The organism is Lacisediminihabitans sp. (assembly GCF_036569425.1).
GTDB lineage: Bacteria > Actinomycetota > Actinomycetes > Actinomycetales > Microbacteriaceae > Lacisediminihabitans.
Window position 1 is genome coordinate 54,874 of the sequence record NZ_DATCQQ010000071.1, and the last position, 21,169, is coordinate 76,042.

General features: G+C 68.4%; 19 protein-coding genes and 1 pseudogene. 8 read left to right on the plus strand and 12 right to left on the minus strand.

The features are described from left to right. Positions 1 to 18: 18 nt before the first annotated feature. On the plus strand, positions 19 to 1,002 hold the full coding sequence (gene rfbB / locus VIM54_RS11915; RefSeq protein ID WP_331901591.1) for a dTDP-glucose 4,6-dehydratase: 984 nt from the start codon (positions 19 to 21) through the stop codon (positions 1,000 to 1,002). Here rfbB and VIM54_RS11920 read toward each other — a convergent pair. Further along, positions 999 to 2,330 (minus strand): hypothetical protein, encoded by a 1,332-nt coding sequence (locus VIM54_RS11920; RefSeq protein WP_331901592.1) that lies wholly within the window; start codon positions 2,328 to 2,330, stop codon positions 999 to 1,001. The genes rfbB and VIM54_RS11920 overlap by 4 nt on opposite strands. A 129-nt stretch (positions 2,331 to 2,459) precedes the next feature. On the opposite strand from VIM54_RS11920, the gene rfbD reads away from it, so the two are divergent. Further along, on the plus strand, positions 2,460 to 3,311 hold the full coding sequence (gene rfbD, locus VIM54_RS11925) for a dTDP-4-dehydrorhamnose reductase (protein WP_331901617.1): 852 nt from the start codon (positions 2,460 to 2,462) through the stop codon (positions 3,309 to 3,311). A 142-nt stretch (positions 3,312 to 3,453) separates the two neighbouring features. Next, positions 3,454 to 4,593, plus strand: coding sequence for a glycosyltransferase family 1 protein (locus tag VIM54_RS11930; RefSeq protein ID WP_331901594.1), 1,140 nt, complete (start codon positions 3,454 to 3,456; stop codon positions 4,591 to 4,593). Between the two features lie 17 nt (positions 4,594 to 4,610). Here the strand turns inward: VIM54_RS11930 and VIM54_RS11935 are convergent, their stop codons facing one another. From VIM54_RS11935 to VIM54_RS11945, 3 genes are read right to left on the minus strand one after another with little or no spacing between them, the layout of a single operon-like run. Next, positions 4,611 to 5,945 carry an LCP family protein gene (locus VIM54_RS11935; RefSeq protein ID WP_331901596.1) on the minus strand — a complete coding sequence of 445 codons (1,335 nt, stop codon included), beginning with the start codon at positions 5,943 to 5,945 and terminating at the stop codon, positions 4,611 to 4,613. Then, positions 5,942 to 6,436: a 5-(carboxyamino)imidazole ribonucleotide mutase gene (gene purE / locus VIM54_RS11940; RefSeq protein ID WP_331901597.1), complete on the minus strand. Its 495-nt coding sequence runs from the start codon at positions 6,434 to 6,436 to the stop codon at positions 5,942 to 5,944. Before purE ends, VIM54_RS11935 begins: the two co-directional genes overlap by 4 nt. A 5-nt stretch (positions 6,437 to 6,441) precedes the next feature. Then, positions 6,442 to 7,587 carry a 5-(carboxyamino)imidazole ribonucleotide synthase gene (locus tag VIM54_RS11945; protein ID WP_414673219.1) on the minus strand — a complete coding sequence of 382 codons (1,146 nt, stop codon included), beginning with the start codon at positions 7,585 to 7,587 and terminating at the stop codon, positions 6,442 to 6,444. An 83-nt stretch (positions 7,588 to 7,670) separates the two neighbouring features. On the opposite strand from VIM54_RS11945, the gene VIM54_RS11950 reads away from it, so the two are divergent. Next, entirely contained in the window at positions 7,671 to 8,198 is a 528-nt protein-coding gene (locus VIM54_RS11950) for a GtrA family protein (protein WP_331901601.1), read from the plus strand. On the opposite strand, the gene VIM54_RS11955 is transcribed toward VIM54_RS11950, so the two are convergent. Together VIM54_RS11955 and VIM54_RS11960 are read right to left on the minus strand one after the other, a co-directional pair. Next, positions 8,195 to 8,731: a PH domain-containing protein gene (locus VIM54_RS11955; protein WP_331901603.1), complete on the minus strand. Its 537-nt coding sequence runs from the start codon at positions 8,729 to 8,731 to the stop codon at positions 8,195 to 8,197. The genes VIM54_RS11950 and VIM54_RS11955 overlap by 4 nt on opposite strands. Positions 8,732 to 8,734: 3 nt before the next feature. After that, a complete protein-coding gene (locus VIM54_RS11960) occupies positions 8,735 to 9,547 on the minus strand; it encodes a biotin--[acetyl-CoA-carboxylase] ligase (RefSeq protein WP_331901604.1) in 813 nt (270 codons plus the stop codon). A gap of 108 nt (positions 9,548 to 9,655) precedes the next feature. On the opposite strand from VIM54_RS11960, the gene VIM54_RS11965 reads away from it, so the two are divergent. Continuing rightward, positions 9,656 to 11,227: an acyl-CoA carboxylase subunit beta gene (locus VIM54_RS11965; RefSeq protein WP_414673220.1), complete on the plus strand. Its 1,572-nt coding sequence runs from the start codon at positions 9,656 to 9,658 to the stop codon at positions 11,225 to 11,227. Next, positions 11,224 to 11,460 (plus strand): acyl-CoA carboxylase subunit epsilon, encoded by a 237-nt coding sequence (locus VIM54_RS11970; protein WP_331901607.1) that lies wholly within the window; start codon positions 11,224 to 11,226, stop codon positions 11,458 to 11,460. The genes VIM54_RS11965 and VIM54_RS11970 overlap by 4 nt, the downstream gene beginning before the upstream one ends. Positions 11,461 to 12,255: 795 nt before the next feature. Here the strand turns inward: VIM54_RS11970 and VIM54_RS11975 are convergent. The 4 genes from VIM54_RS11975 to VIM54_RS11990 form a co-directional block, all read right to left on the minus strand. Then, positions 12,256 to 13,311 carry a hypothetical protein gene (locus VIM54_RS11975; RefSeq protein ID WP_331901609.1) on the minus strand — a complete coding sequence of 352 codons (1,056 nt, stop codon included), beginning with the start codon at positions 13,309 to 13,311 and terminating at the stop codon, positions 12,256 to 12,258. Continuing rightward, entirely contained in the window at positions 13,308 to 14,462 is a 1,155-nt protein-coding gene (locus VIM54_RS11980) for a sensor histidine kinase (RefSeq protein WP_331901610.1), read from the minus strand. The genes VIM54_RS11975 and VIM54_RS11980 overlap by 4 nt, the downstream gene beginning before the upstream one ends. Before the next feature lie 106 nt (positions 14,463 to 14,568). Next, positions 14,569 to 15,270 (minus strand): response regulator transcription factor, encoded by a 702-nt coding sequence (locus VIM54_RS11985; protein WP_331901611.1) that lies wholly within the window; start codon positions 15,268 to 15,270, stop codon positions 14,569 to 14,571. Between the two features lie 149 nt (positions 15,271 to 15,419). Further along, on the minus strand, positions 15,420 to 16,679 hold the full coding sequence (locus tag VIM54_RS11990; RefSeq protein WP_331901613.1) for a class I SAM-dependent RNA methyltransferase: 1,260 nt from the start codon (positions 16,677 to 16,679) through the stop codon (positions 15,420 to 15,422). 65 nt (positions 16,680 to 16,744) lie between these two features. On the opposite strand from VIM54_RS11990, the gene VIM54_RS11995 reads away from it, so the two are divergent. Then, the gene (locus VIM54_RS11995) at positions 16,745 to 17,371 is read left to right on the plus strand and encodes a nucleoside triphosphate pyrophosphatase (RefSeq protein WP_331901619.1); all 627 of its coding nucleotides are present in this window, start codon (positions 16,745 to 16,747) and stop codon (positions 17,369 to 17,371) included. A gap of 116 nt (positions 17,372 to 17,487) precedes the next feature. After that, positions 17,488 to 19,245 (plus strand): acetyl/propionyl/methylcrotonyl-CoA carboxylase subunit alpha, encoded by a 1,758-nt coding sequence (locus tag VIM54_RS12000; protein ID WP_331901614.1) that lies wholly within the window; start codon positions 17,488 to 17,490, stop codon positions 19,243 to 19,245. A gap of 11 nt (positions 19,246 to 19,256) precedes the next feature. On the opposite strand, the gene VIM54_RS12005 is transcribed toward VIM54_RS12000, so the two are convergent. Continuing rightward, positions 19,257 to 20,498, minus strand: a complete 1,242-nt coding sequence (locus VIM54_RS12005) for a kynureninase (protein ID WP_331901615.1) — start codon at positions 20,496 to 20,498, stop codon at positions 19,257 to 19,259. Further along, positions 20,495 to 21,169 (minus strand): annotated as a pseudogene (locus VIM54_RS12010) (amidohydrolase); the annotation flags it as partial. The gene VIM54_RS12005 and the pseudogene VIM54_RS12010, both read right to left, overlap by 4 nt.

Sequence of the window (21,169 nt, forward strand, 5' to 3'; positions counted from 1 at the left end):
AAGGAGGCAACACTCCCCATGAAAATTCTCGTCACCGGCGGCGCCGGTTTCATCGGCTCGAACTTCGTTCGCCGCACCATCGAAGACGCCTACCCGGGGCTCGAAGGCGCCGACGTCGTCGTGCTCGACGCTCTCACCTACTCGGGCAACCTCGAGAACCTCGCCTCGGTCGCCGATTCCCCCCGGTACACGTTCGTGAAGGGCGACATCCGGGACGCGGCTCTTCTCGACGAACTGTTCCCCACCGTCGATGCCGTCGTGCACTTCGCCGCGGAGTCCCACGTCGACCGCTCGGTGCGCGACGCGTCGATCTTCGTCGAGACGAACGTGCTCGGCACCCAGAAGCTCCTCGACGCTGCCCTGCGCAGCGGACTGAAGCGCTTCGTGCACGTCTCCACCGACGAGGTCTACGGCTCGATCGCGGAGGGCTCGTGGGACGAACAGCGCCCGCTCGAACCGAACTCGCCATACTCCGCGTCGAAGGCTGGAAGCGACCTGCTCGCGCGCAGCTACTTCCGCACCCACGGACTCAACGTGTCGATCACCCGCTGCTCCAACAACTACGGGCCGTACCACTTCCCCGAGAAGGTGATCCCGCTCTTCGTCACCAACCTTATCGACGACAAGCACGTTCCCCTCTACGGGGAGGGAAACAACATCCGGGACTGGCTCCACGTTGACGACCACACGCGCGGCATCGCGATGGTGCTCACCCGCGGCCGGGCCGGCGAGATCTACAACATCGGCGGAGGCACGGAGCTCACCAACAAGGAGCTCACCCAGCTGCTGCTCGACGCGACGGGCAAGGACTGGTCATACGTTGACCGGGTGACCGACCGCCTCGGCCACGACCTGCGCTACAGCGTCGACATCGGGAAGATCCAGGCGGAGCTCGGCTACGAGCCGCTCGTGCCGTTCGAGCAGGGGCTCGCGGATGTCGTGCAGTGGTACCGCGACAACCGTGCGTGGTGGGAGCCGCTCAAGGCGCGAGCCGCGCTCTAGGGTTTCGGAAACTCGCCCGAGCGATAGAGGGCGAGCAGGTCGGACCCGAGAAGGTCGGGCGACCACTTCGCATCGGCTGGCGTTGCACGGAGAGCGGGGTCGCCGGGGTTCTTCAGCAGCTGGTCGAGATCCGCGTGGATGCGCTTCTCGCTGCCCGCCTCCCGTACCGCCTGGGCGTGAGCCTCGATCACGAGGTCGACGGTGTTGAACCCGATGATCAGCACCAGACCAGCGACAACCGCCGCGAAAGGTTGCCTTCCGCGCGCCGCGAGCCAGGTGAGTTGAAGGCCTAGCGCAGGCAGCAGGAACACGATCACCAGGTAGGCGTATCGCTCGGATGCGGCGGCCGAGATCCCGAACGACATGCGCGAGTAGGTGGTGAGGGCCACGAACACGAGCGACCCCGCCACCAGGGCATAGGCCGCCGTCGCTCGGGACCCGAGGCCTCGACGCACGGTCGTGATCGCCCAGACGGCCGTCGTGAGCGCGGGAATCGCGCCCAGCCAGACCACCGGCAGGCCGCGCCCGAGCCCTCCCCCGTACATCGCCGCCGCGTAGAGGCCCGCCTGTGCCACCCCGCCGATCGTCGTGATCCCGGCGGCCGGCATCGCGTCGCCGTGGGCGACGAGGAGATACCAGAGCAGAAAGCTGATCGCCGTCGGGAGCAGCAGCAGACCCGTGCGCCACCAGCCGTGCCGAACCGCGCCGACGACCGCCGCGGCGGCGAGCACCGGAATGGCGGTGCCCGAGAAGGTGGGGGCGAGAAGCGAGAGCGCCAGGATGAGCGGAATGGTGAGGCGCGGGCGGTCGAACAGCACAAGCACCCACAGGCCGAGCGCGATCGCGCCCATGAAACCGAACTGGAACGCCCAGAAGATGTTCTCCGACGCCCCGCCGAGAAGCATGAGGGCGATGCCCAACACGCTCGCAAGCCACGGCTGCACTCCCGCCCGACTCAGAATTCGCCAGGCCAGGTGCACGACGGCGAGGTGGGCGAGCACGGCGAGCGCGAGGAACGGCAGGTAGCTGCCGAGCCCGAGCCAGTTGCGCAGGAGTTGGAAGACGATCGCCGGCGACATGTTCCAGTGCCCGACGTGCGGTACGAGGATGCTCGAATCCAGCCGCGGAACGAGGATCGCCCAGTCGTCGCCGAAAAACCACTGGTCGCGTCCGATCCAGAGGATCGCGGCGAATCCCAGCACCAGTGACCCGTAGTGCAGCGTCGCGGGATTCCACCGGGTTCGGCCGGCGTCGCGCGCGCCGACTCCCGCTCGCGGCCCAGGCGGGCTGGACGAGGCGGAGACATCGGCAATCGGGTCTTGTGGCATCCGGCGTCCAGCATATCCACGAGGCGTTCACTGTTCCGCGAGCGGGTGGGGCATAAGAGATGCCCCTCCCAAGTGCTCCCGTGGATCCAGGCCGCGGTGAAAGATGGCACGATCTAAGGCGTGACCAATTTGCGATACCTCATCACCGGAGCCGGCGGAATGCTCGGCACCGACCTGCGGCAGGCCCTCGCCGGGCGGGAGGTCACCGCGCTCACCCGGGCCGACCTCGACGTGACCGACCTCGACGCGGTTCGCGCGGCCGTGGCCGGGCACGACGTCGTGATCAATGCGTCCGCCTACACGAAGGTCGACGATGCGCAAAGCCACGAGGCCGAGGCGCACGCCGTGAATGCCACGGGGGCGCAGAACCTCGCGATCGCGGCAGCCGAGGCCGGGGCGCGCCTGGTGCAGGTCTCCACCGACTACGTCTTCGACGGCTCGGCCACGTCGCCCTACGACGAGAGCACTCCCCTGAACCCGATCTCGGCCTATGGACGGACGAAGGCGGACGGCGAGCGACTCGCCGTGGCCGCCCACCCCGAAGGCACGTACATCGTGCGCGCCGCCTGGCTGTACGGGGCGAACGGCAGCAACTTCGCGCGCACGATGCTTAAGCTCGCGGCGACGCACGACACCGTCAGCGTCGTGAACGACCAGCGCGGCCAACCCACCTGGACGGCCGACCTCGCGGCCCAGATTGTGGCGCTGCTCGACTCCGAGGCCGCCCCGGGCGTCTACCACGGCACCAACTCCGGCGAGGCGACCTGGTTCGACTTCGCCCGCGAGGTCTTCCGCCTCGCCGGCCTCGACCCGGAGCGCGTGCTGCCCACCACGAGCGACCAGTTTGTGCGCCCGGCCCCGCGCCCCGACTATTCCGTGCTCGGGCATGCCGCGTGGCAGCGGGCGGGCATCCCGGAGATGCGCGACTGGCGTGAAGCCCTCGCGGCCGCGAGCGATGCCGGAGTGCTCTCCGTCGGGTGATCGCTTCCGGGCGATCGCTCCCGTGCGATCGCATCCCGGCAATTGTCGCGCGTTCGGTCGTGACCCCCATTCGTGGGGCAGACCCGTCGACTGGTAAAGTCGAGCGGTGGCCCAGCAGGCCCGAAAACTTCATTGGAGCGACATGACGACCCTTCGCGTGATCGTGGACCAGATCGTGGCCCCGATCCCCGGCGGCATCGGCAGGTACACCGAGGAGCTCACTCGCGAGCTGATCCAGACCGCGCCGCTCGGCTGCGAGGTGACCGGAATCGTTTCGGCGTCGCCCGAGCAGGACTACGAGCGCATCACGACCCTGCTGCCCGGTCTCGCCGGCCTGTTCAAGAGCACCCTCGCCAGGCGCGAACTCGAACTCGCGTGGCAGCACGGCTTCACGCGGCTGCCCGGCTCGGGAATGCTGCACGCCACCGGCCTGTTCGCCCCGCTCTCGAGGCACGACCGGCTCAACAACGTGGGCGACCAGAGCGTGGTCACCATCCACGACGTGATCCCGTGGACCCACCCCGAGTCGCTGTCCTCCCGCCGGCTGGCCTGGTACAAGGCGATGACCAAGCGGGCATACAAGTACGCGGATGCCGTGGTGGTGCCGACGCACGCCGTGGCGGCGGAGCTGTCGGAGATCTACGATTTCGGCGACCGCATCCGGGTGATCGGCGGCGCGGTCAGCTCCAAGCTGACGACGCCGATCGACCCAGAGGTGCGCGCGGCTCGACTCGAGCTGCCCGACCGGTACATCCTGAGCATGGGCACCCTCGAGCCGCGCAATGGTCTCCTCCCGCTCATCCAGTCACTCTCCCGCCCGGAGCTCGAGGGGATCCCGCTGCTCGTCGCGGGCCCGGAAGGCTGGAAGGGCCTCGACCTGGCCAACGTCGCCGCCGAGGCCGGACTCGAGGAGGGCCGCGTCCGCTCGCTCGGCTACCTCGCGGATGCCGATCTCGCGGTCGCCATGGGCCGCGCGGCGGTCTTCGTGTTTCCGAGTCTCGCCGAGGGCTTCGGCCTTCCCGTGATCGAGGCATTCAACTTCGGAACGCCGGTCGTGCACTCGGATGACGCGGCAGTGGTCGAGGTCGCCGCCGGCGCCGGCCTCGTCGTCGCCCGCGACGATCCGGAGGGCTACGCCGACCGGTTGGCCGCCGCCGTCTCCTCGGTTCTCACCGACCAGGCGCTCGCGAGCAGGCTCGGGTTCCTCGGCCAGGACCGCGCGAGCGCGTTCAGCTGGAAGGACTCGGCCGAGAAGGTCTGGCAGCTGCACGCCGACCTCTGAGCCGCCGACCGGGCTGATTACGGCGCGGGCGTCGCTGTCTTCGGCGCGAGCGCCTGGGCGACGAGCTGGCGGATCGCGGCGAAGTCTGGGTTGCCCGGCTGCACGACCGGCGGAACGAGCTCGAGGTGCGCAACCGGGAGCTTGCGCGACTTCTCGGCGAGATCGACGAAGCCGCCGAGCGCCGAGTTCGGCACGTCGGTCTTCACGACCTGCGCGCCCGCCTGCGCGATAGCCTGGAACTTGCTGACGATGATGGCGGGCTGGAACTGCTTGATGATCGCCTCCTGCACGAGACGCTGGCGTGCCATCCGCTCGAAGTCATTGCTGTTGTAGCGCGAACGTCCATACCAGAGGGCGGTGTAGCCGTTCATCTTCTGCGTGCCTGCCTCGACCCAGCCGATCGGCTTCGCGCCGGTGACACCACCGATGGGGGTGCGGGTTGGCACGTCCACCGTGACCCCGCCCAACGCGTCGACGAGGTCGGAGAAACCCTGCATGTCGATGAGCCCGAAGTACTGGATCTTGATTCCGAGAACGCCCTCAACGGCATCCCGCATCGCCTCGATGCCCGGCAGGCTGCCGTTCGCGACCGCCTTCGGGTACAGCGCAGGGTGCTCTTCGCCATAGGTGTATAGGTAGTCGATGAGGCACTTATCGCCGCAGTTGTAGCCGCCCGGGAACGGGCCGTAGAGGGGCGAGCCCTTGACGAACGGAATCTGTTCGAGGTTGCGGGGGATGCCGATGATGGTGGTCGCGCCGGTTGTCGCGTCGATGCTCGCCACCGAGAGGCTGTCCGGACGCAGCCCCGTGCGGTCCGGACCGGCGTCCCCGCCGAGCAGCATGATGTTGTAGCGGCCGTTGACGGGCGGGGCCATCGTGGATCCGGCGAAGATCTGGCCCAGTGCGGAACGGGCGCTCCCCGCCGTCACGGCGGCATAGCTCGCGCCTCCGGCCGTCGCCACGAGCGCGAGCACCGCGAGGGCGGCGATGAACGGGCGGGTGATCGGGGCGGCGCGGATCAGCCGCACGAGCCGCAGCGTGTCGAGGGTGAGAACGATCCAGAGGATCGCGTAGCCGGCGAGCGCCACCTGCGCCACGGTGAGCACGATCGGGTTGGTCACGATCGTGTAGAACACCGGATGTGCCACGAGGTAGACGACGACGCTGAGGAGGGCGACCGCCCAGAGCAGGAAGGTCGTGCCGACGCCGAAACGACCAAGCCTGCGGTTGCCCGCGAGGATCTGCGCCGAACCGGGGATGAGGATGTTGAGCCCCACGAGCCACCAGGCCCGCTTGGTCATCACGGTCGCCGAGCGGAGGTCCGGGTCGTGCACCGGGTTGATGGCGGTCACAGCGTCGACTTCAGCGCGGCGTTCTTCTGCGCGACCAGCGCCTCGAGACCCTTCGCGTAGTCGGACAGTCTCGTCGACAGGGACGGGTCGGACACGGCGAGAATGCGGATGGCGAGGAGGGCCGCGTTGCGCGCACCACCGATCGAGACGGTGGCGACGGGCACGCCGGCCGGCATCTGCACTATCGAGAGAAGCGAGTCGAGGCCGTCGAGTTTGGAGAGCGCCACCGGCACCCCCACCACGGGAAGCGTCGTGACCGACGCGAGCATCCCGGGCAGGTGTGCCGCGCCGCCCGCACCGGCGATGATCACTCCGAGGCCGCGACCGGCCGCTTCCTTGCCGAACGCGATCATCTTTTCGGGGGTGCGGTGCGCCGAGACGACCTCGACCTCGTGCGCCACGCCGAACTCCGTGAGAGTCTCCGAGGCGTCGCGCATTACGGTCCAGTCGGAATCTGAACCCATGACGACGGCGACACGGGGCTCTGGCATAGGCATCAGCCTAGATTGTCGTCCTGAAAATACGCCGCAGCGGCACGCGCCTGATAGGCCACCTCGTCCAGATCGTCACCGCCGGTCGTCACGTGGCCCACCTTGCGGCCGGGCCGCGGCTCCTTGCCGTAGTTGTGCACCTTCACCGTCGGGTGGTCGGCGAGCGCGGCGGGGTACCGGTCGGCGAGGGCCCCGGACGACGGACCGCCGAGAATATTCACCATCACCGACCAGCGGTCCCGGGTTCCCGTGGCTCCGAGCGGCAGATCGAGCACGGCCCTGAGGTGCTGTTCGAACTGGCTCGTCGTCGACCCGTCGATGCTCCAGTGGCCCGTGTTGTGCGGACGCATCGCGAGTTCGTTGATCAGGAGCCGTTCGTCTGTCGTCTCGAACAGCTCGACCGCGAGCACCCCAGTCACACCGAGCGCCTCGGCGATGGTCGTGGCGATCTCGCACGCGACATCCGCGACCTTGCCCGCAGAACGCGGCGCCGGGGCGATGACCTCGGCGCACACTCCATCGCGCTGAATGCTTTCCACGACCGGCCAGGTCACCACGTCGCCGGACGGGCGACGGGCGACGAGCTGGGCGAGTTCGCGGCCGAAGTCCACGAGTTCTTCGGCGAGCAGCGGTTGACCAAGTGCGAGCCAGTCGGCGATCTCGGCCGACGAGGCAACGACGCGCACGCCCTTTCCGTCGTAGCCGCCCCGCGCCGTCTTCACGACGACGCGACCGCCGTTGGCCTCGAGGAAGGCGTCGAGCTGCTCGGCGGTCTCGATCCGCGCCCAGTCGGGCACGGGCAGACCGAGCTCGGACAGCCTCTCACGCATGAGGAGCTTGTCCTGGGCGTAGACCAGGGCATCCGGGCTCGGATGCACTCGCATGCCCCGTTCGACGAGCTCCCGCAGAATCTCGGTCGGCACGTGCTCGTGGTCGAACGTGACCACGTCCACGCCCTCCGCAAAACGCAGGACATCCTCGCGGTCGCGGTAGTCACCGATGGATGTGACGACCAATCCGGCCGAATCTCCTGCGTTTTCCGCGAGGACTCGAAGCTCGATGCCGAGATTCACGGCGGCCGGGATCATCATTCTGGCGAGCTGTCCGCCCCCGATTACGCCTACTCGCACGGGATTTCTCCATCCTTGCATTGTTCGGGTCTGCCCGTTCTCTCACTGGGCGGGGCTATTATGCTCAATGTCTTATTGTCTCCCATCCGCCAGTAAGGGTTTTCGTGGCTTCTCGACTGAAAGACGTGTTCGACTACGTCTATGAGCGCCTCATCCGCTACGCGCTGAAATTTGGCGTCGTAGGGCTGATCGGCTACTTCATCGATGTTGGCATCTTCAACGCGCTCCGGCTCGGTGCGTTCGGCGCTGACCACTTCTTCCAACAGCCGCTCGGCGCGAAGATTGTCTCGGTCACGATAGCCACGATTGTCACGTGGTTCGGCAACCGCTACTGGACCTTCCGCGAACACCGCCGGGAAAACTTCGTTCTCGAATTGCTCGAGTTCGGGGGGATCGCCGTCGTGGGCATGGGCATCAGCCTGCTGTGCCTCTACATCTCCCACTACGTGCTCGGCTTCGACAGCCTTCTCGCCGACAACATCTCGTCCAACGTCATCGGCCTCGTCATCGCGACGGCCTTCCGCTTCCTGATGTACCGATACTGGGTTTACGGACCGCATCGCAGCGACGGCCTCGCGGCTCGCAATCGTCGCGACGCAGAGGAAGCCGCCATGTCTAACAACCCCGTCTAGCGCTTACCCCACGCCGTTGTCTCGTCCGACGCTCTGGACGCCTCGGCCTGCCGGCGGGCGGCGATCGGGTTCAGGCTGCGTTCCATCAGGTCATGCAGGGCGCTCTGCACGAGGTCGGCGCCCGGCACGTCGCGCAGCAGCACCGGATGCTCGAGGCCGGCGTTGATGAACACGTCACCGCTGCCGAACATGCTCTGCAGGGAATTCTGCCGAACGGTCACGTCGTAGCCGCGGCTGTGCAGCAGTTCCTGCCGCACGCGCACGAAGAAGCCGGTGCGGATGATGATGCGGCGGGTGGTGATGATGTAGCGCTTGCCGAGCCAGGCGAGGAGCGGCAGGAGCCAGAGCAGCACGATCACGAGGGTGCCGCCGGCGAGCACCGCGACGTTCTGCCACTGTTCGGAGAATCCACCGTTGAAGTACGCCATCGCGCCGACCGTGGCGATGAAGACGAGGCTCGGCCAGAACAGCACGCGGCCGTGCGGCCTCACCCGGGCTACAACCCGTTCGGTGTCCTGCTCGTCGCTTGCCATGTGCTATTCATACCGCAGATGCGTCACGTCCCCGGCGGCGACAGCCATTACGCGGCCATCCGTCGACCGGGTGACGACGAGCCTGCCGGTGCGATCGATCTCGGTGGCCGTGCCGACGAGCACGTCTCCCCCCGGCAACTGAACCTTCACCTGCTGGCCGAGCGTGCTGCAGAGTTCGCTGACCGCCTCGGCCACACCGCTCCCCTCGGGGTCGGCCCCGAGCCGGAGGAACTCGGCGTAGAGGGGCACGAGCTCACCGAGGAAGCCGGCGAGCGCGACATCCGCGAGTTCCGGAAGGGCGGCAGATGCCCCGAGAAGGGACAGGGACGTCGAAGTGGGAGTGGGCAACTCGTGCTCCTCGAAGGCGAGGTTGAGCCCGGCGCCGATGACGACGGCGTCCTGGCTCGGGAGCAGTTCGGCGAGCAGCCCAGACACCTTGCGGCCGTCGACCTGCACGTCGTTCGGCCACTTGAGCGTCACGGAGTGGTCGGGCACGAGCGCGGCGACCGCCCTGGTCATCGCCACGCCGGCGATGAGCGGGAACCAGCCGTAGTTCTCCAGGCCGAGCGGCTCCCCGGCGGGCAGGCGGGGTCGCAGCAGCACCGAGATCGCGATCGCGCGGCCGGCCGGCGCGACCCAGACCCGACCGAGCCGTCCGCGGCCCTCGGTCTGGTTCAGCGTCGCGAGAACGGAGAGGTCCGGCCACTCGTCGCCGTGCGTCGAGGACGCCCGCCGCACGAGCTCGGTGTTGGTCGAGCCGCACTCGTCGAGAATCTCGAGTCGTGCCGCGAGCAGTCCACTGCGAGGAAAGTCCATGCTCCAAGGGTACGGCCGACCATGCTTTGCCCGGTGTTTTGTAGATCATCACCACGGGTTGCGCCCGATCGTGAACGCTAAAGTGAACGGGTGACTGCAGACAACGACATGTATACGACGGCGGGCAAGCTCGCCGACCTCAAGGTGCGCTACCACGAGGCCGTGACGGCGAGCGGCGAGGCGGCCATCGAGAAGCAGCATTCCAAGGGCAAGAAGACCGCGCGCGAGCGCATCGAGCAGCTGCTCGACCACGGGTCGTTCGTGGAGCTCGACGAATTCGTCCGCCACCGCACCCACGCCTTCGGCATGGAGAAGAAGCGTCCGTACGGTGACGCGGTCGTCACCGGCACCGGCACCATCCACGGCCGCCAGGTGGCCGTCTACAGCCAGGACTTCACCATCTTCGGCGGTTCGCTCGGCGAGGTCGCCGGCGAGAAGATCATCAAGGTCATGGATCTCGCCCTCAAGACGGGCGTGCCGATCATCGGAATGCTCGATTCGGGCGGCGCTCGCATCCAGGAGGGGGTCGTCGCCCTCGGCAAGTACGGCGAGATCTTCCGCCGCAACACGGCCGCGTCGGGTGTCATCCCGCAGATCTCGATCATCATGGGCCCAGCCGCCGGCGGCGCCGTCTACTCCCCCGCCCTCACCGACTTCGTGATCATGGTCGACAAGACCAGCCAGATGTTCGTCACCGGTCCCGACGTGATCAAGACCGTCACTGGCGAGGACGTGGGCATGGAGGAGCTCGGCGGGGCACTCACCCACAACAAGATCTCCGGCGTCGCCCACTGGCTCGCCGCCGACGAGGATGACGCCCTCGACTACGCGCGCACCCTCCTGAGCTTCCTGCCAGACAACAATCTGGCCGAACATCCGGTGTACGAGAGCAGCGTCGAGCTCGAGACGACCGACGAGGACCGCCGCCTCAACACCCTCATCCCGGACAGCCCGAACCAGCCGTACGACGTCGTCACGGTGATCGAGCACATCGTGGACAACGCCGATTTTCTCGAGGTGCAGCCGCTCTTCGCGCCCAACATCGTGATCGGATTCGGCCGCGTCGAGGGCCGGTCGGTCGGCATCATCGCCAATCAGCCGTCGACGATGGCCGGCACGCTGAACATCGATGCCGGCGAGAAGGCGGCGAGGTTCGTGCGGTTCTGCGACGCGTTCTCGATTCCCATCCTCACTCTCGTCGACACCCCTGGCTACCTGCCGGGCACCGACCAGGAGTGGACCGGCGTGATCCGCCGCGGCGCGAAACTGCTCTACGCCTACGCCGAGGCGACGGTGCCCCTCGTCACGGTCATCGTGCGCAAGGCCTACGGCGGCGCCTACATCGTGATGGGGTCGAAGCAGCTCGGCGCCGACCTCAACTACGCCTGGCCCACCGCCGAGATCGCGGTGATGGGCGGCCAGGGCGCCGTACAGATCCTCTATCGCAGCGAGATCAAGGCCGCAGAGACCGCCGGAGAGGATGTCGCCGCCGTGCGCACGAAGCTCGCCAACGAATACACCTACAACGTCGCGAGCCCTTTCCTGGCGGCCGAGCGCGGTGAGCTCGACGGCGTGATCGAGCCAGCCGCGACCCGTGTCGTGGTGACGAAAGCGCTCAGGGCCCTCAGGACGAAGCGCGCGAGCCTCCCGCCCAAGAAGCATGGGAACATCCCCCTGTGAGCGACAGCCAGCCGCAGGAGGCCGCGGAGGCGATCACCGTGCTCAGTGGGGATCCGACCCCGCTCGAACTGGCCGCGGTCACCGCGGTCATCACGGCGATGCTCGACGAGGCGCAGGACGATGACGACTCACGCTCCGCTCGCGGCGGCCAGAGCGCGTGGCAGCGGAGCCAGCGGCAGCCGCGCGGCACGCTCGTGCCCGGGTACGGCGCCTGGCGGAGCTTCTCCGGCTAGGTTTTCGGCGTAATCACCCCCGAACGAGTGCGATTTCTGCGGTATCCAAAGCGCAGGGGCCCCGATTCAACGGATTCCGTAGCCGCGTCTGCGGATACCGCCGGTAATGAGACACGTGACGGAGGATATGTGCCTTCTTTTGCCAAATGTACCCCGGTATCCGCAGCCAAGGCCGCGGAATTCCCGGTATTTTCGGCCCTCGAATGGGTGACAGGATACAAAATTGTCCCCCGGAAGTCCCCCTAAGTGACGACTTTCCGCTACGGTCTGTGCGTTGCAGTATTGACAGTGCTAGGTGTCTCTCATTCGAGTTACACCACCAATCATTAGCCAACTAGGGTAAGCGGGCTAATGATTTGGGGGCGGGTCAGGGCGATATTCGGGTTATCGCCCTGACCCGGGGCTTCGAAACGGGATCGGCCTTCGGGCCGGTCCCGTTTTCGCGTCCGCCCGCCCCACGTTCCCGTACGCGTCCTAGCCCCACACGAGCTTCTGTCCCACACGCGTTTCTGTCCCACACGAGTTGCTTGCCCCACACGCGTTTCTGTCCCACCCGAGTTGCTTGCGCCCACACGCGTTTCTTGCCCAACACGCGTTCTTGCCCAACACGCGTTTCTTGCCCCACACGCGTTTCTCCGGAGGTTTCGGCATGCCGGGGAACAGATCCGCCGGAGTTGCCCGCATCCACGGGCCATTCCGCCGAGACCGGCGCGCAACCTCCGGAGAAACGCGTGGGCAGAGTCGCTCCGCGGCAACGGGAGATGCGGGGGCCGCAGCCACCGGGAGGCCGGGACCCTAGATGGCGCTGGCGTGCTCCGGCGCGGCCACGCGGGGAATCTCCAGCCAGAGGTCGACCTCGTCTTCCTCGTCGTCGACGCCGTGGCTGCCGAGCGCGCTCGCGTGGCCGTCGTCGCTGGAGGAGAGCCCGACCACGGTCACCGCGATGTCCGAACCCTCCGGCACCGTTCGGGCGATGAGCTTGCCGGTCTGGGTGTCGCGGATGGCCTCGGCCAGGCGGTTGAGCACCCTTTCGAGCTCGTCGTCGTCGAGATCGTCGATGCCGCCCTCGTCGAGCAGGGTGACCGTGGTCCCCTTGCGCCTGGCGACCATCACCTGTTCCCGCACCCGGTCGTTGAGCAGCTTTCGGCCGCGGATCTCGTCGCGGATGGCGCCCTCCAGGTACAGGCACTCCCGGCGTTGCGCCTCGGTGAGCTCCCCGCCCACGGCGACGATCCTCTGCAGCATCGGCAGGGACATCCGGCTCGTTTGGCCGAGACGGAACTGGCGCTCGGACACGTGAGCCTCCTGCGCGGCCCGCCACTCGACCGCTTCGCGTTCGGCGAGCGCGTACTGGCGGGTGTCCCGGCTGGCCTTGGCGAGCGACAGCGAGAGCGCGTGTGAGACGGCCACCCAGGCCGTGCTGCCGATGACCCCGTAGGCGAGCAGGCCGCCGACGCCGGACCATGCGATGGTCTCCACGATGAGCGCGCCGGTACCGATCCACGCGAAGGTGTGCCGACGCCGCGTTGACGTTATCACCATGAGCGTGCCGATTGCCGCGGTGTGCCAGGCCGCGTAGCTGTCGCCGACGACCTTGTTGAGCTGGCTCGTGACGAGCAGGGGCACGACGATGGCGACCACGGCGTTGAACGCGGCAAGCCAGAGGGGCATGCGTGGCGTCCTGGACGGCAAGAGGCTCGCGATGGTGGCGATCGCGTACAGGACCATCGCCGCGATGTACGGCCCCTTCTCCCGGGGCGCATCGAGGGACACGCTCGCGAGCAGCAGGTGGTAGGCGGAGAAGATCGCGGCGAGGCCGATGATCAGGTACCGAGGGACGGTGATGTTCACGAGGCGACCTGCTCCCAGCCCGCGTCGGCGAGTGTCGACGCGGTCGACGGCCTCGGCCAAAGGATTCGGATCACGGTGCCCTCCCCGGCGCTCGACTCGATTTGCACCATGCCGCCGGCGTTCGCCACCCGCTCCATGATCGAGACCCTGAGACCGAGTCGCTCGCTGGGAACGGTGTCGACCGCGAAGCCGGAGCCCGTGTCGCCGACCTCGACCCGGATGCCGCCGGACTCGCCCTCCTCGATGGACAGCCAGCGCGTCACATCCGGTCCATGTCCGGCGTGCTGGAGGCTGTTGACCATCGCCTGCACCGAAGCCGAATACACCGCCTCTGCCGACTGCACCGAGATGATTCCGGTGCCGACCTGCTGGGCGCGAAGCTCGAACGGCGCGGAGAGGGTGGAGGTCGCCCCCATGATGCGGTGGGCGAGTTGGTCCATGCTCATGGTGGCATCGTCATCCGGCGACGTCTCCGCCGCGTCCTTGAGGTGCCCGATCGCGTTGCGCGCCATGCGCGTGGCGAGGTCCTTCGCCTCCGGGGTATATGCGCGCGCCGCGGAGAGCAGAGTGGTGAGCACGCTGTCGTGCACGATCGAGTCGACCTGCACGCGCTCGACCTCCGTCGCGTGCTGCCGCACGGCGTGCGCGTAACGCTCGAGGGCCGCCACCTGGGCGGCGTCCACCGAGGCCGCGGCCTGCCGGAGGAGGGTGATGAGGATGAGCACGCCGCCGCCGAGGATGATCGCGTATACCGTGTCGAGGGAGGCGGACTCCCAGCTCTTGCCGCCCCCGGACGGGGTGATCCGCACGATGCCGTAGAGGATCGGCGCGACCACGAGGTAGACGGTGGCCGTCCAAGAGCTCAGGGCGACGGCCGCGGTGGAGGTCGCAACGGTCACGAGCAGCCACAACCACGGGCGGTCCGGCTCGACCCTGGTCGGGTCCATCGCGACGAACGGCCAGCTCACGAGCGCGGCGAGGAAGGCGAGGGCGATGTAGGCGTTCACTGCGCGCACGAACTTGCGGGCGAACGACGCGACGACGGACGCGAGGATCCCGCCGAAGATCGCCACGATCATGAGCGACGCGAACGCCTGCTGCATGTGCGGCAACTGGTCGAGAACCACCGGCACCGATTGCGCGCCGAACACGAGCCCGATGATCGCGACGGAGCGCGAGACGACGGTTTCGATCTGTCGGCGACTGATCGGATTGTGAGGCTGTCTCCCGAGGGCCTCAGCCGGATCCGGCGCCGACCTAGCGGCCATCGGCATCCGGGTCCAGGCCCGGAAGGATGCCGTCTTCGACGGCCCTGCGCAGCAGATCGACCTTGGTGGGAGCCGGGCGACCGACCTCCACGTACTTCACGCGGATTCGATCGAGATACTCGCGGGCCGTCGAATAGCCGATGCCGAGCTGCTGCGCAGCGAGCTTGAGCGGCAGCCCGGAGGCGTAGAGGTGCAGGATCTCGCGCTCCCGCCTGCCGAGCTGTGCCTTCGCGAAGTCGCGGTCGGCGTCGATGGCCGTTGCCCACTCGAGGTTGTTGAGCACCTCGCCGCGCGCCACGGTCTCCACCGCGGACATGACGGTCTTGGTGGCCGACGACTTGGGAATCACTCCGGCGGCTCCGGCGGCGAGCGCCTCCCGAACGGAAGCGACGCGGTCGGCGATGCTGTGGATCAGAACGGCGGAGCCGGTTGCCTGCACGCGCTTCACGTTATCGGTGACCGTCGAACCGTCGCCGAGCGAGAGGTCGAGCACGACCACATCGTTCTCCCGGCCGTTGAGGTTGTCGACGAATTCCTGAACGGATGCCGCAGCGAGAATGAAGTCGAATCCGGCGTCGATGCAGGCCGCCTTCAAACCGAGCCGAACCGATTCGTGGTCGTCCACCACCGAGACCCGCACGCCGGTAGGGCGCGCGCTGGCTCGCGGCTCATCGATCGTCGTCTGCTCCATGGCCGATCCTGTCTCCGCAGTTGTTCTGAAACCCAGCTGTTCCTGACCCAATGGTAATGGTCGCGGACTCTCCACAGGCGCTAGGGACGCGCCTTGACGGTAGCCAGTCACGATTTCACCGGGTGCCGCGGGCTCCGCCCAGCGAGCCATCAGGCGCGGGTGAGGGTGGCGACGGCCTCGACGTGATGGGTGTTCGGAAACAGGTCGAATGCGCGCAGGCCGCCGAGTTCGTATCCACCCGCCGCAAAGAGGGCCACGTCGCGGGCGAGCGCGACCGGGTCGCAGGCGACGTAGACGATTTGGGCCGGGCCGAGAGCCACCAGTTCGGCGACGACCTCCTTGCCGGCGCCCGACCGCGGCGGGTCGAGGATCACCGTGCCCCGACGCAGGCTGTCTCGCTCGTGCGCCCCGGCCGTCGCCCCGAGGCCCCGGAGGAACTGCTCGACGCGCGCGGTCACCGCGGCGGCACCCGTCCACTCCACGAGATTCTCGGCGGCATGGTCGGTGGCCAGAGAGTCGCTCTCCACGGTCGTGATCCGCACGTGATTTCCGAAGCGGTCGCCGACGGCGGCCGCGAGCAGGCCGACCCCGCCGTAGAGGTCGAGGTTGGAAGCCCTCGGGTCGAAGAGCGACTCGTCGACGGCATCCTGCACGGCACGCGTGAGGGTCTCCGCAGCGTGCTGGTGCACCTGCCAGAAGCCGCGGGCATCGAGGCGGAACTCGCGCTCCCCCACTCGCTCCATGATGCGATGCGCGCGACCCCGGTCGGTGTGCCCGCGGTCGGCGTTGGCCGTGCCGCTGGCCAGCACGAACGGGTTGCCCACCGACGGCACGACGATGTCCACGTGGGCGGAGCCCGGGAACTTCTCGTCGAGCGGGGCGATCGCGGCGAGCGCCGGGGTGGCGAGGGGCAGGTCGGTCACGGGAATCACGCGGTGGGACCGCGCGGCGTACGGGCCGGGCGTGCCGTCTTCGGCCACCTGCAGTCGCACGCGAGTACGCCATCCAGTGCCGTTGTCCGCGCCCGGCAGGGCCTCCACGGTCGCCTCCGTGCGCACTCCGGCCATGCGCGAGAGCGAGTCGGCGAGCACCTGCCGCTTCAACTCGCGCTGGTGGCCGATGTCGATATGCCCGAACTCGGCGCCGCCCGCCCGGTCCTCTGGCGCGCGGTCGATCGACGCTGCCGCCCAGACGTGCGGGCGGCGATGCTCGGAGGCGGTGATCACCGACAGTGTCTCGGCCCGCCAGAACGACTTCTTCGAGTCCTCGGTGATGCGGGCGAGCACGCGTTCGCCCGGAATCGCGTCGCTCACGAAGATCACCCGGCCCTCGTGGCGGGCAACCGCCACACCGCCGTGGGCTACGTTGGTAACCTCGATCTCGACCGTCTTGCCCTGCATTTCACCCATCCCCCGAGCTTGCCACAGAGCGGCCCGGACATTCCCCGGGAGCGACCTTCGTGACGAAAGCACCAGTGCGTCTCTACCTCGCGTCGACCTCGCCCGCGCGGCTCGCCACCCTGCGGGCGGCCGGCGTCGAACCGGCCGTGCTCCCCTCCCTGGTGGACGAGGATGCCGTGGTCGCCGCCGCCGGACCGCTCACCCCGAGCGAGATGGTGCTGCTGCTGGCCCGCGCCAAGGCCGAGGCGGTGACCGGTCAGCTCGTGGACGCGGCACCGATCGACGGGTTCATCCTCGGCGGAGACTCGGCCTTCGAACTCGACGGCATCGTGTACGGCAAGCCGCACCGTCCAGAGGTGGCACGCGAACGGTGGCTGCTGCAGCGCGGCCGCACCGGTCACCTCCACTCCGGGCACTGGCTCATCGATCACCGTGGGGGCGAGGTTCGCGGCGCCGCGGGCGCGGTAGCAACGGCCGGCGTGACCTTCGCGAACGACATCTCCGACCACGAGATCGACGAGTACATCGGCACCGGCGAACCGCTGCAGGTCGCAGGCGCCTTCACGATCGACAGTCTGGGGGCACCGTTCATCACTTCGGTCGACGGCGACCCGCACGCGGTGGTCGGCCTGTCGCTCTCGACCCTGCGGTCACTGTTCCTCGAATTCGAGGTTCCCTGGCCGTCGCTGTGGAACCGGTAGCGGCTCACAATCGTGCGGGCGACCGGCCCAGTTGTAGAGGACCTCACCGCCTCATCCGCCTTTTTTGTAGCCCACCGCCAAAGGCGCACCCGTCCTGACCAATAGGCTAAAGAACTATGCCCCGCATCACGAAGCTCCTGATCGCTAACCGAGGCGAAATCGCCGTCCGAGTCATCCGGGCGGCAAAGGACGCGGGGATACCCGCCGTCGCCGTCTTTGCCGACCAGGATCGCGACGCGAGGCACGTGAAGCTCGCCGACGAGGCATACGCCCTCGACGGCGCCACGAGCGCCGACACCTACCTGCGCGCGGACAAGATCCTGTCGATCGCCCGGCGATCCGGCGCCAACGCCGTGCATCCTGGCTACGGATTCCTTGCCGAGAACGCGGAATTCGCGCGCTCCGTGATCGACGCCGGCCTCATCTGGATCGGGCCGTCGCCCGACGCGATCGAGAAGCTCGGCGACAAGGTATCTGCCCGTCACATCGCCGAGAAGGTGGGGGCGCCTCTCGCCCCCGGCACACTCAACCCGGTCTCGGGCGCGGCGGAGGTGCTCGAATTCGTCGACACCCACGGCCTTCCGGTCGCCATCAAGGCGGCATTCGGCGGTGGCGGGCGCGGCCTCAAGGTGGCCCGCACGCGCGAGGAGATCCCCGAGCTGTTCGACTCCGCAACCCGCGAGGCCATCGCGGCGTTCGGCCGGGGAGAGTGCTTCGTGGAGAAGTATCTGGACCAGCCCCGCCACGTCGAGACCCAGTGCCTCGCGGACGCCTACGGCAAGGTCGTGGTGGTCTCCACCCGCGACTGCTCGCTGCAGAGACGCCACCAGAAGCTCGTGGAGGAGGCGCCGGCACCCTTCCTCACCGACGAACAGAACGCCCTGCTCTACTCGGCATCGAAGGCGATCCTCAAGGAGGTCGGATACCTCGGGGCCGGCACCTGCGAATTCCTGGTGGCCAAGGACGGCACCATCTCGTTCCTCGAGGTGAACACTCGACTGCAGGTGGAACATCCGGTGTCCGAGGAGGTCACCGGCATCGACCTGGTCCGCGAACAGTTCCGGCTTGCCGAGGGCGGCGCCCTCGACTACGACGACCCCGTGCCAGAGGGGCATTCCTTCGAGTTCCGCATCAACGGCGAGGACGCCGGGCGCAACTTCTTCCCGGCACCTGGTCCCGTTCACGCCCTCCGCTTCCCCGGCGGGCCCGGAGTGCGCATCGACAGCGGGGTGACCACGGGAGACGTGATCAGCGGGGCGTTCGACTCGCTGCTCGCCAAGCTCATCGTGACCGGGTCGTCCCGCGAGGACGCGCTCGAGCGCTCCCGTCGCGCCCTCGACGAGTTCGAGATCGCCGGGCTGCCCACCGTGCTGCCCTTCCACCGCAAGATCGTGCGCGACTCTGCATTCACGTCGGAGCCGTTCAGCATCTACACCCGCTGGATCGAGACCGAGTTCGTGAACGACATCGAACCCTGGAGTGGGTCGCTCGCCGACACCCCGGCTGCCGCGCCTCGACGCAGCGTCGTCGTGGAGGTGGACGGCAAGCGCATCGAGGTGAGCCTGCCCGCGCGCCTGGTCGCCGCATCCGCCGGCGGCGCCGCCCTCGGCCCGGCCCCCAAGCGCCGCGGAGGGGCCGGAACGGTCGTCACCGCCACCGGGGACTCGGTGAAGGCCCCCATGCAGTCCACGATCGTGAAGCTCGCGGTCGCGGAGGGCGACATCGTCGTCAAGGGCGACCTGATCCTGGTGCTCGAGGCGATGAAGATGGAGCAGCCGATCACCGCGCACAAGGACGGGACGATCGCCAACGTCAACGCCGCGGTGGGCGCAACCGTGTCATCCGGTTACCTGCTGCTCGACATCTCGAGCTGACGCGGGGCCGCTCACCCCGCGGCCGGGTCCATCGCGTGCCGGATCGCGGCCAGGCCGGCGAGCAGCTCGGCGAACGTCGTGCTCAGCGGGGACAGCCCGATCCGGATGCCGTCCGGCGCGCGGAAGTCGGGGATGACGCCCCGAGCCCAGAGCACAGCGGTCACCGCGCGGAAGCTGTCGTGTCGAATCGTCAGGTGGCTGCCGCGGCGCTCCGGCTCGCGCGGGGTCGCGACGGTGACGCCGAGCGGCGCGAGCCACGCGTCAACGACGTCGAGCGCGAAGTCGGTGAGCAGCAGGGACTTCTCCCGGATGTCCCCGAGTCCCGCCCGCTCGATGAGGTCGAGCATGTCCTGCATGGCGAGCATCCCGACCACCGGTGGGGTGCCGCTGATGAATCGCCGCATGCCGGCGGCCGGCCGGTACTCCGACGCCATCGCGAAGACGTCACTGGCCCCCATCCAGCCCCAGATCGGTTGCTGCAGCTGGTCCTGAAGGTCTCGTCGCAGGTAGGCGAAGGCCGGCGATCCCGGCCCGCCGTTCAGGTACTTGTATGTGCAGCCGACGGCGATGTCCACGCCCCACTCGTCGAGTTCGGTGGGCACGACCCCCGCAGAGTGGCACAGGTCCCAGAGCACGAGCGCCCCGGCCGAATGCACCTCCTCCGTGATCGCCTGCGCGTCGGCGAGGTAGCCGGAGCGGTAGGCGACGTGGCTCAGCACCACGAGGGCGGTCGAGGCCGACACGGCGTCGCGCACCTGGTCGACGGTGACGCCCCGGGACTTGTCCACCGAGATCCAGCGCAGGGTCAGCCCGCATTCGGCAGCCACCCCCTCGAGCACGAACCGGTCGGTCGGAAAGTTGTCGTCGTCGACGACGATCTCGGTGCGTCCGGGGCGGGCGCCCACCGCCGCGCGAATGAGCTTGTAGAGCAGCACCGTGGTCGAGTCGGCGACCACGGTCTGGCCGGGCGCCGCGCCGAGGGTGAGCGCGCCGATCCGGTCGCCGAGGGCGAGCGGGAGGTCCATCCACTGTTCGTCCCACGACCGGATGAGGCGGCCGCCCCATTCACGCTCGAGGAAGGACGCGAACCGGGCGCCGGTGACCCGGAGCGGGCGGCCGAGCGAGTTGCCGTCGAGGTAGGCGACGACCTCGTCGCTCGGCACGAATTCCGCGGCGAACCGGCCGAGCGGGTCAGTCTGGTCGAGCTGCGCCGCACGGCCGACGAAGTCGGAAGCATCCAGTGGCGTATTCATGAGACAACCTCCTCGATCGTGGCTAGTGAGACGACCGAGGCGGTCGACAGCCAGGTCACGCCCTCCCGGCCGCCCGGCGCGACCTCTCCTGGGATCCAGGTGAAGCGCGCTCCGAAGCTACCGGATGACCGGGTGAGCGCGCCGACCAGATCGCCGGTCGACAGCCCGGCCTCGCCGAGCGCCGCGAGCTCGCGGGCGTTGATGCCGACCGGCGTCTGGCCGTTGCCGAGGTCGGTGCCGTAGAGCACCCGGCCGCCGAGCGCGGCGAACCGACCGAGGTTGTCGACGGCGGTCTCGTACGCGTGGCCGCGTTCTCCCCAGCCGTGGATGTCGAGGGTGCTCGTCCACGCGCAGCGCGCCGCGGAGGCGGCGGCCTCGTCGTCGGTGAGCCGCTCCGTCCACGGGGTGTGCGCGAGCGCGTCGACGCCCGCGTCGGCGGCTCTCATCGCCTGCCCTGGCCCCTCGGCGTGCGCGACCACAGGGAGGCCGGCCGCGTGCGCGGCCGACACGACGGTCTCGAGCAGGGCATCCGACCACACCGGCCCGGCCGTGCTGTTGAGCGCGATCTTGATCACGCTCGCGCCGAAGCCCACCATCTCCCGCACGGCGGCCGACGCCTCGGCGCCGGTCGACACCTCGCGCACGGCGGCCGGCGGGGCCCAGGATCGATC